Consider the following 10,008-nt stretch of genomic DNA (forward strand, 5'->3'; position numbering starts at 1 on the left):
TCCGGCGCGGTGCTCAGCTGAGTTAATGGAGGTGCCCAGGTGCCGTAAAAGCTGAAATCCACCTTGTCGCTCACCGGCACCAGGCCATTGAACGACGGGTTGAACCCAAAGAAATTGTCCTGATTCAGCGTCACCGTATAGGTTGCGTCACGTGCCGCAGCAGGAGCCGAAGCCACAAGAGCAATCGCCAATGCCGATGCGGCCGAACAACGAGTCAACAGGGGTTTGATCATCGAAAAAGCTCCTTTTCGCGCACGAGTATCCATCCTCCCCGATGGAGACATTATTTTTCGCGATTTGAGATCAGCTTCCCGACACTGCCCTGTCGAAATATGGCGTCGATCTGTAGTGGTCGGATTGCCGTCTATTACGACACTGTAACATACGTCGATTTCCCCACCCACGATGGTGGGCAGGGCCGTCCAGCCATTTTGTCGCAGATCAGTCTTGCGCCCAGGCCTTCAGCAGTGTGTGGGCGATGGCCAGCGGCGGCGGTGCCAACCAGTCGCCCTCACCGGCCAGGGCGGCGCGGACCTCTTGCCTGGTCACCCAGCGCACCTCTTCCAGCTCCTCCTCGTCCAGCCGCACCTCAAAGCCTTCGGCCTCGGCAAAGCAGGCGATCATCAGGCTGGACGGGAAGGGCCAGGGCTGGCTGGCGAGATAGCGCACGCGGCCGGTGCGGATGCCGGCCTCTTCCCACAATTCGCGGCGCACCGCCTCCTCCAGGCTCTCGCCCGGCTCGACGAATCCGGCCAGGGCCGACAGGAAGCGCTTGGGAAAGCGCGGCTGGCGGCCGATCAGGGCATGGCCGTCCTTCACGGCCAGCATGATCACCACCGGGTCCACCCGCGGGAAATGCTCCGCCCCGCAGGCGCTGCAACTGCGGCTCCAGCCGCCCTTCGCCAGCGTGGTCGGCGCGCCGCACACCGCGCAGAAACCATGGCGCTGGTGCCAATCAATCAGGCTGCGCCCCTGCGCCACCATGGCCGCATCCCCGGCCGGCAGGATGGCGCCAGCCGCCCGCGGGTCCAGCAGTTTGCCGCCAAAATCGCGCACCAGCACGTCTGATGGCGCAGCGGCGGCAAAGCGCGGGCCTTCCGGCGCCATGCCCAGAAACACGCTCAACGCATCATGCGGCAGGTCCGACCGATAGGCCCACAGGATCGCCGGATTGTCTCCCGGCTTGATCACCGGGTTCAGCCCATCCAGCACCAGCCAGCGTGCATCGGGCCGGGCTCGCATGGCGATCAAGGCAGCCGGATCGCGCCTGATTTCATCGGCCCGGTCAAGCGTGCCCCCGCAAAAGCCGGTTGCCGGCACATCGAAAAACATGGTCATGCCGCATTTGTCCCGTCATCGCGGGCGTGCGCAAGCACCAGCTGCACCGCCTTGGCAAAAAGCGTGGGCAGGCCGGTCGCCGCGCTGCCCACCGCCACCCATTCGCCGTCCAGTTCCGGCCGTGCTGCCAGCCGCAGCGCCTTTACCGTCAGCGCCAGTTCGAAATGGGTGAAGCCGTGGCGCACCACCCCCATGGCCTGCCAATCCCCCGACAGCGGCGGCACGGCCGCCTGCCCCCGCCAGTCGCAGCTGGGCAGCGCCAGCATCCCGCCGAGCAGCCCCTTCGCCGGCCGCCGCACCAGCAGCACCTGTCCCTCCGCCTCGATCCACCAGGCCGTGCCCTGGCGCTGCGGCCGGGCTTTTTTCGCCGGCTTCACCGGAAAATCCTCAGGCGCGCCGGTCTGCCGGCCGGCGCAAGTGGCGGCGATCGGGCAGGCGAGGCAGCGCGGCGCGCGGGGCGTGCACACGCGCCGGGCCAGATCCATCAACCCTTGCGCGAAATCCCCGGCCCGTCCCGCCGGCATCGCCGTGGCCAGCGCAGCGCGGATGGCGCCCCGCGCGCCCGGCAACGGCTCGGCCAGTGCCAGCAGCCGCGTCACCACCCGTTCGACATTGCCATCGATCACCACGGCATCACGGCCAAAGCCAAAGGCCGCCACCGCCGCCGCCGTGTAATCGCCAATGCCGGGCAGGGCGCGCAGGGCGGCCTCCTCCCCCGGAAAACGCCCGCCATGCTGCGCCACCACGGCGCGCGCGCAGGCCAGAAGATTGCGGGCCCGGGCATAATAGCCCAGCCCCGCCCAGGCCTGCATCAGATCATCATCATCGCAGGCCGCCAGCGCGGCCACAGTGGGCCAGCGCGCGGTGAAGGCGTGGAAATAGGGGGTCGCCGCCTCCACCGTCGTCTGCTGCAGCATCACTTCGGAAAGCCAGACGCGATAGGGCCAATCGGGATCATCGGGCAGCGCCGCCCCCGGCGGGTTGCGCCACGGCAGCACCCGGGCATGGGCACCATACCAATCAAGCAGATCGTGCGGCCAGCTATCACTCACGGCCCCGCTATGGCATGAAAGCCGAATGGCCAAAAAGCCCTCCCAATCAACTCCCGAGAAACGGCCCGAAATGCCGCGCGGCCGCACCCGCGCCATCGCCGATCTCGTTGGCGATGTCGGCGGCGTCGCCTTCCGCCGCTTTGGCTTCACGCAAGGGGCGCTGATCGAACGCTGGCCCGAAATCGTTGGCGAAACCTATGCCCGCCATTGCCGCCCGCTGCGCCTGCGCTTTGCCCGCGGCGCCAAGGAACAAGGCACGCTGGCCATTGCCGCCACCGGCGCGCTGGCCCCGATGCTGCGCCATGTCGAACCCCAGATCATCGACCGCGCCAACCGCATCCTCGGCTATGCCGCCGTCGCCCGCATCGCCATCGAACAGGGTGCCCAGGCTGCCACCCCGCCGCCGCCGCCGCCCAAACCCGGCCCGCTGCCCGAATCGGCCCGCTCCACCCTGAAGCAGATCGAAGACCCGGAATTGCGGGCCACGCTGCAAAGCCTGGCCGAAGCGCTCGCCACCAGCCACGGCCCGCCAAAGATCCGCTGAAACCCTGGCCTCACACCTCGCCGGCGACAATCCGGCGGATGACCTTTTCAAACGTTGCCGGCGGCTGGCCGCCCATGATCGCATATTTGCCGTTGAAGATGATCGCCGGCACGGCGTGGACATCCTGTTCCTGCCGCCACCAGTTTTGGGCGGCATTCACCTCGTCGGCATAGCGGCCGCTGGCCAGCACCTCGCGCGCGGCACCGGCATCCAGCCCGGCGCCGGCCGCGGCGGCCACCAGCACCTCCGGGTCGTTCAGCGGCTCGGCCCGGCTGAAATGCGCCTCGAACAGGGCGGTCTTCAAGGCGTGGGCCTTTCCGGCCATTTGCGCCCAGTGCAGCAGCCGGTGGCAATCATGGGTGTTCCAGATCATCGCATCCGGCCCGCCCTTGAAGCGGAAACCCAATTGTTCGCCCATCGCCTTGATCTGCTCACGCGCCGCCGCGCCGGCTTCGGGCGGACGGCCATATTTGCGGGCGATATGCTCGGCGCTGTTCTCCCCCTCCGGCGCCATGCCGGGGTTCAATTCAAATGGATGGAAATGCCAATCGGCCGTCACCTCGCCGGCCAGATTGACCAGCGCCTGTTCCAGGCTCTTCAGCCCGATCACGCACCAGGGGCAAACCACATCAGACACGAAATCGATGCGCAGCTGGGCAGGGGTGGTCATCGCGGCGGCTCCTCAGAAATCATGGCCGGGCGGCACATGGTGCGGCGGGGTGGTGGCAGGATCGCCAAGAGTGCGGCCGGCCACGCGCGTGGCATAGCGGCTCCACGGCCGGTTGTGGTGTTCGGCGCGGGTGGCGGCGAGGTTGCCGGCAAAGCGCGGGTCCTGCGGGCGCACCTGGCCATCGATGAACCAGGCCACATCCCAGGCCTGCTGCACCGTCAGGCTGTTGCCATTGCCCAGCGGCATATTGGCCCGGATGAAGGCGGCGGCCTTGTCCACCTGCGCCATGCCGGCGCCCCAGTTGTAACTGCCCGGGCCCCACAGCGGCGGGTTCACCACCGTGTCGCCATCCTTCAGGCCCTGGCCATCGGCACCATGGCAGGCAGCGCAGATTTCGGCGAACACCGCACGCCCGCGCGCATCATCGGGCGGCAGCGGCGGCGGCGCGATGGCCGGAAAGCCGCGCCCCGGCGGCGACACGCCGATGCGCTGCCCCTGCGCCAGCCAGCCGGCATAGGCGCTCACCGCCAGCAGCACTTCACCCCCCAGCGGCGGCGGTTTGCCGTTGATCGAATAGATGAAACAATCCTGCACGCGCTTTTCAAAGCTGTTCATGCGGTGGTTCTTGTCGCGCCACACCGGGAAATTGCCAAAGGCCGCCCACAGCGGTGCGGCGCCGGCGGTGCGGCCGGCCTCCAGATGGCAATTGGCGCAGCGAAGATCATTGCCGGCAAATTCGGGCGCGGCGGCGCGCGTGTTGGTGATGATATCGAGCCCGCGCCGGATCGCCTCCCCATCTGGGCCGGCCGGGATGGCGGTTCCGGGTGGCGGGCCAATCGATTCTGGGCCGGGATCAGCCGCCGCGATGCCGGCGACGGCGGCCAGGGCCAACAGGGGAACACGCCAGCGCATGCACCATGGCTAGCGCAGGTGCGGGCGCGCGGAAACTCTCAATCGTTCGCGGCGCCGAAGCGTTCGGCATAGCGGCTGGTGATGCGGTCGACCGGCATCACCACGAACACATCCACCGTGTTGAACTGGTGATCGACATAGCCGCCATCGCCCACCATCGCGCCCACCCGCAGATAGCCTTTCAGCAGCGGCGGCAGCGCGCGGGCGGCGGCGCGGCCATCGATGGCGGCAGGATCGATGCGGTTCATCTCCACCCGATGCGGCGGCAGCGCGGTCGCACGCAGCTCCGGCGGGGCGAGATGGTTGTGATAGAGCCAGGCCAGCTCGGCCAGATGCGCCCGCGGCTCGGCACCGTGCAGCGAGGCGCAGCCAAACAAATGGCCGATGCCATGCTGCGCCAGATAGGTGGCAATGCCGCGCCACAACAGCGAGATGGTGGCGGTGGTGCGCCAGGCCGGCGCCACGCAGCTGCGCCCCAGTTCCAACAGCTGCCGGCCGGGGCCCGATTGGGCGATCAGTGCCGACAGATCAAATTCGCCCGCCGAATAGAAGCCGCCATTGGCCAGCGCCACATCCTGCCGCAGCAGGCGATAGGTGCCCACCACGCGTGGGCGCAGCGCGTCGGCATGGTCGATCACCAGCAGATGGTCGCACACCATGTCATACGGGTCGATGTCGCGCCGGGCACGGGCGGTGAGCGCATCGGGCCTGGCGCCCATCTCGTCATAGAAAATGCTGTAGCGCAGGGCCTGGGCGGCGGCGATCTCGGCCTCGCTGGTGGCCAGGCGCACATCCAGCACGCCGGCGCGGTGGATCGGCGCGGCATTGGCCAGCAAGGCGGCCGGCAATTCAACGGCGCGGGACAGGGCAAGGGTCATCGCATGGGCTCCACTGCGGTTGCCCCGCCATAACGGACGGCCATGACAGGCCGGTTGCGGAAGGATGACAGCCACATGGTGACGCGATGACAGGCCGGTTACGCCGCTGCCGCAGTGTCGTCGGCCACCACCAGCCCGGCGCGCCACAACCACAGGAAGATCAGCACGCCCGGCAGCGCCAGCGCAGTGGTGAGCCAATAGAAATTCACATAGCCCATCGCCTCGATCAGCGCGCCGGCCGTGCCGGAGGAAAAGGCCCGGCCCAGGATGGCGGCGGCCGACGACAGCAGCGCGAATTGCGTCGCGGTGAAGCGCCGGTCACACAGCAGCGCCAGCCAGGCCCCGATGGTGACCCCGCCGATGCCGCTGGCGAAATTTTCAAAGCCCTGCACCGCCGCCAGCGCAAACACGTCATGCCCGATGATCGCCAGCAGCGCATAGCCGGCGTTGGTCGCCATCATCAGCACCAGCGACAGCAGCACCGAGCCGGCCAGCCCCATCCGCTTGTAGAGGAAACCGCCCACAAAGATGCCGGCCAGCATGCCGAACAGGCCAAGGCTCACATCATAAGTCGCGACTTCATCCTTGCTGAAGCCCATATCATTGTAGAACAGCCGCACCGACAATTGGCACACCGTGTCGCCCAGCTTGTGCACCAGCACAAAGGCCAGCACGATCCACGCAACCTTGCGGCCGAGGAAATCGGCCAGCGGCGCCACGATGGAATCGCGTATGGCGGCGCCCAGCCCCTTGCCCGATCGCGGCGCCGGCGGGCGCTGCGGCTCCCCCAGCCACGCGGCCGCCACCAGCGCCGGCAGGAACAGCAATGGCGCGACCATATAGGCCAGGCTCCAGCCGGCGCGGGTGGCTATCAGCAGCGCACCCGCACCCACCAGATAGGCGCCCAGCCGCCAGCCATATTGCGTCATCCCCGAACCGGCGCCCATCTGATCGTCGCGCAGCCATTCGATGCGGATGGCATCGATCACGATGTCCAGCGTGGCCCCGGCAAAGCCGACGGTGATGGCGGCGGCGGCAAACAGGCCGATATCGGCGGTGGGATCCAGCGCCCCCAGCCAGGCGATGGCCAGGCTGGCAAACAGGATGGCGACGATCAACCAGGCGCGGCGCTGGCCAATCAGGCGCGACAGCAGCGGGATCGGCGCACGGTCAATCACCGGCGCCCACAGCGGCTTGAAGCTGTAGACCAGCAGCGCCAGGCCAAAGGCCGTCACGCTCTTCTTGTCGATGCCGCTTTCCGCCAGCCGCGTGGTCAGCGTGGCGGCGATCATCGTGTAGGGCGTGCCCGATGCCATGCCCAGCGCCAGCGCCCCCAGCGGCCCGGCTTCGACATAAGGTTTGATCGCGGCAAGAAAGGAGCGGTTGGCGGCCATATGCGCCACCTTGGCGGCGGCTGGTGCCGTGTCAATGGGCGTCAACCTGTTTCGGGGCAGGGGCGTTGCCGTCCATTCAACGCCGCCTGCCCCGTCTGATCCGGCCAGATTGGGGAGATTGATTGTGAGCCGGTTCAGAAGCGATAGCCGATGGTGATCCCGCCGGTGCGCTGATCGCCGGGCAGGCCGGCGACCAGGCCCGAGCCGCCGGGCGCGGCGGTCAAAAGATCGAAATAGCGCGCCTGGAAGGCGTTGCGCACCCAGGCAAAGACCTGCACGCCAGCATCGGACTGCCAGCCCAGTCGGCCGTTGACCAGCACATAGCCTGGCGCGTTCAGGAACGCCGATGGTGTCGGGCTGGAGGAAAAGCCGGTGCGGGCCAGCACGTCGGTGCCGGCGATCAGGCGGCCGGCATGGCCGAACAGCGTGACCTCAGGGTGGACATCGATGCCCAGCGTGCCGGCCCAGCGCGAAATGCCGGGCAGGCGCTGGCCCGAAACGTCCACCACCTGCGGCCCGCCGGTCAGCTCCAGCGGCGGCGGTGCATCGGTGAAGCGGCGATATGTGCCGTCCAGATAGGTGCCGTTGAAGCTGACGCTCACCGCATCGGAAAGCCGGGCGCTCAGTTCCGCCTCCAGCCCCTGCACCCGCACGGCCGCCGCATTGGCGAGATAGCCGCGCAGCACGCCGATCTGGGCGTTGACCACCGTGGTCTGATAATCGCTGATATCGGTGCGGAAGGCGGCGAGGTTGAGGGTGAGGGCGCGATCCCACAACCGCGTTTTCAGCCCGGCCTCATAATGGTTCACCCGTTCCGGCCGGATGGTGGCGGCGCCCAGCAGCGGATTGCCGGCGCTGTCGGTCGGTAGGCCACCCAGATTGACCCCACCCGGCTTGAAGTTGCGGGCATAGGTGACATAGGCCATCACATCATCGGCCAGATCATAGCTGATGGTGGCGTCGCCTGACACGTTGAAATCGTTGAACTTCGCCACATAGGCCTGCGGGCCCAGCACGCTGTTCTTCCGCGCGATCAGCACCGGATCGCTGGTGACAAGGCCGCCAGTGACGGTGGCGCGATAATCGGCATCCTTGCGATCCCAATTGAGGCGCAGGCCGCCTTGCAGCTTCAGCCGATCGTTGACCTTCCAAGCGATCTGGCCAAAGCCAGCCAGGCTGTCGTTGGTGTAATCCAGCGCCACCGTCTGCCGCAGGCCATCCAGCAGGGCCGGATTGTTGCCGGGGCCCAGCAGCCACAGCGCGGCGGCACTGCCCTGTTCCTGCAGCGGATCGTTGCGCAGCGTCTGGCGATAGGCAAACACGCCGCCCACCACCGAAACCGGGCCGTCGCCGCTGCTCGCCCAGCGGATTTCCTGGGTATATTGCTGCTGCCGCGAGAAATTGGCCGAGACGGTGGTGATCGGCAGACCGGTGAAATCACGGTCGTTCGATGGATACCAGTTCCAGTAACGATAGGCGGTGATCGCGGTCAGCTTGCCCGGGCCGGCATCCCATTCCAGCGTCAGCGCAGCGCCGCCGAAAAACTGCTTGGCGGCGTGCGGCGTGCCGGTATCGACCAGCCGGTCAAACGGGTTGAGGCTGGGCGGGGCATAGCCCGATGCGGCTGCCAGTGATGCGAACTGCCGGTTGGCGGCGCGCAGCGTGGGTGCAGCGCGCACAAAAACCTGCACGCAGCAGCGCGGGTTCTGCTGGTTGTGATCGCCGGCCAGCGTGATGTCGAGATTGTCGGTCGCCCGCCACAACAGGCTGCCGCGCAGGCCGAAATTGCGCTGCTGATTCTCGTCCAGCCCGGTGCGGACGTTGCGGATGGTGCCGGCCCGGCTGGTGAAGCTGAGGCCTGCCCGCGCCGCCAATCGTTGGGTGATCGGCCCGCTGACGGTGCCGCGCACCTGCACAAAATCCAGATTGCCGGCGCTGGCCTCCATCCGGCCTTCCGGGGTGAAGCTGGGCGCCTTGGTGCGGATGTTCACCGCGCCGGCGGTGGTGTTCTTGCCATAAAGCGTGCCCTGCGGTCCGCGCAGCACCTCGATCTGTTCGATATCGACGAAATCGAACGTCGCCGCCGCCGGCCGGCTGTAATAGACGCCGTCGATATAGAGGCCGACCCCCTGCTCGATGCCATCATTGGTCAGCCCGAACGGTGCGCCCAGGCCGCGGATGGTGATGGCCGAATTGCGCGGGTTGGATGCCGTGAAGTTGACCGACGGGATCAGCTGCACCACCCGGCCCAAATTGAAGCTGCCGGTCGCCTCCAGCCGGTCGGCGGCAATGGCGGTGATCGCCACTGGAACATCCTGCAGATTCTGCGACCGCCGCGTGGCGGTGACGACGATGTCGGGCTCGTCCACGCTGGCGGGCGGCGGCACCTCTGCGGCAGCATTGGCCAGCAAAATCAGTGGGATCATCAGGCTGGATGGCATGGCTTGAACATTCCCCCTTGGTGCATGATTCGCGCTGTGCAAATCCTATCCATGGAATAGGAGTTGGCTATCCCTATTTTGCAAGTAGGAATTAAAGCTGCGCTGAATCGCCTGAAATCTGCGCTATGCGGAACATCGGCTCCGCCATGCCGACAAAAAGCCCCTTCACCCCGCCTGGCCCTGCGCCTAGCGTGCCGCCCGCATTGCAGGGAGGGTCTTCATCATGCGCCATTTCACTGTTCACGCCGCCGCCCTGTTGGCCGCGCTGGCCCTGCCATTGGCACCCGCCGCTGCCCAGCCGGCGCAGATGGCTGCCACCGCCAGCGAGGATGCCCGGCTCACGGCGTTTCTGGATGCCGAATTCGCCGAATGGGTGAAGGGCCAGCCCCAGCTGGCGACCCGGCCGGGCCTCAAGACCGGTGGCGACAAGTGGAACGACATCAGCGATGCCGCCGCCGATGCCCAGGTGAAATGGCGCCAGGCCAGCGTGGTGCGCATGAAGGCGATGATCGACCGGGCGAAACTGTCCGCCGAAGGCCAGGTGAATTACGACATCTGGGCGCTGGAGGCCGAGCGCGCGGCGCTGAGCAACGCCAACCGCATCCAGCGGCCGCCCTTCTATTCGCGGCTTTATTCGCTGCACAGCCAGCTGCCGGATTTCCTGATCAACACCCACACGGTGGCCGATGGCACTGATCTGAAAAACTATGTCGCCCGGCTGAAATCCATCCCGGCCCAGCTTGTGTGGGCGGGTTGGAGTAGCGTGTCTGCACTGGCCG

The 10,008-nt window shown here is 67.1% G+C and carries 10 protein-coding genes; 2 read left to right on the forward strand and 8 right to left on the reverse strand.

The window, feature by feature from the left end; translation table 11 throughout:
- The 3 genes from CHU93_RS17235 to CHU93_RS00800 form a co-directional block, all read right to left on the reverse strand.
- Nucleotides 1-233 (reverse strand): DUF6733 family protein (locus tag CHU93_RS17235; protein WP_207759171.1); only part of this gene is annotated, 233 nt, incomplete at its 3' end.
- Between the two features lie 208 nt (nucleotides 234-441).
- On the reverse strand, nucleotides 442-1,338 hold the full coding sequence (gene nudC / locus CHU93_RS00795) for an NAD(+) diphosphatase (RefSeq protein WP_094472321.1): 897 nt from the start codon (nucleotides 1,336-1,338) through the stop codon (nucleotides 442-444).
- Nucleotides 1,335-2,390 carry an A/G-specific adenine glycosylase gene (locus tag CHU93_RS00800; RefSeq protein WP_243375032.1) on the reverse strand — a complete coding sequence of 352 codons (1,056 nt, stop codon included), beginning with the start codon at nucleotides 2,388-2,390 and terminating at the stop codon, nucleotides 1,335-1,337. The genes nudC and CHU93_RS00800 overlap by 4 nt, the downstream gene beginning before the upstream one ends.
- Nucleotides 2,391-2,460: 70 nt before the next feature.
- Here CHU93_RS00800 and CHU93_RS00805 point away from each other — a divergent pair, with 70 nt between their 5' ends.
- Entirely contained in the window at nucleotides 2,461-2,934 is a 474-nt protein-coding gene (locus tag CHU93_RS00805; protein ID WP_243375035.1) for a DUF721 domain-containing protein, read from the forward strand.
- Between the two features lie 10 nt (nucleotides 2,935-2,944).
- Here CHU93_RS00805 and CHU93_RS00810 read toward each other — a convergent pair whose 3' ends face one another.
- From CHU93_RS00810 to CHU93_RS00830, 5 genes are all read right to left on the reverse strand, one after another.
- Nucleotides 2,945-3,604, reverse strand: a complete 660-nt coding sequence (locus CHU93_RS00810; protein ID WP_094472324.1) for a DsbA family oxidoreductase — start codon at nucleotides 3,602-3,604, stop codon at nucleotides 2,945-2,947.
- A 12-nt stretch (nucleotides 3,605-3,616) separates the two neighbouring features.
- A complete protein-coding gene (locus CHU93_RS00815) occupies nucleotides 3,617-4,516 on the reverse strand; it encodes a c-type cytochrome (protein WP_094472325.1) in 900 nt (299 codons plus the stop codon).
- Nucleotides 4,517-4,554: 38 nt separating this feature from the next.
- The gene (locus CHU93_RS00820; RefSeq protein ID WP_094472326.1) at nucleotides 4,555-5,394 is read right to left on the reverse strand and encodes a GNAT family N-acetyltransferase; all 840 of its coding nucleotides are present in this window, start codon (nucleotides 5,392-5,394) and stop codon (nucleotides 4,555-4,557) included.
- Nucleotides 5,395-5,492: 98 nt separating this feature from the next.
- On the reverse strand, nucleotides 5,493-6,788 hold the full coding sequence (locus CHU93_RS00825; RefSeq protein ID WP_094472328.1) for an AmpG family muropeptide MFS transporter: 1,296 nt from the start codon (nucleotides 6,786-6,788) through the stop codon (nucleotides 5,493-5,495).
- A gap of 134 nt (nucleotides 6,789-6,922) precedes the next feature.
- Complete coding sequence (locus tag CHU93_RS00830; RefSeq protein WP_243375039.1) at nucleotides 6,923-9,214, reverse strand: TonB-dependent receptor; 2,292 nt, start codon at nucleotides 9,212-9,214, stop codon at nucleotides 6,923-6,925.
- Nucleotides 9,215-9,452: 238 nt separating this feature from the next.
- Here CHU93_RS00830 and CHU93_RS00835 point away from each other — a divergent pair.
- On the forward strand, nucleotides 9,453-10,008 hold a 556-nt coding region (locus CHU93_RS00835), incomplete at its 3' end, for a DUF885 family protein (protein ID WP_133064262.1).

It is taken from the genome of Sandarakinorhabdus cyanobacteriorum, assembly GCF_002251755.1.
GTDB lineage: Bacteria > Pseudomonadota > Alphaproteobacteria > Sphingomonadales > Sphingomonadaceae > Sandarakinorhabdus > Sandarakinorhabdus cyanobacteriorum.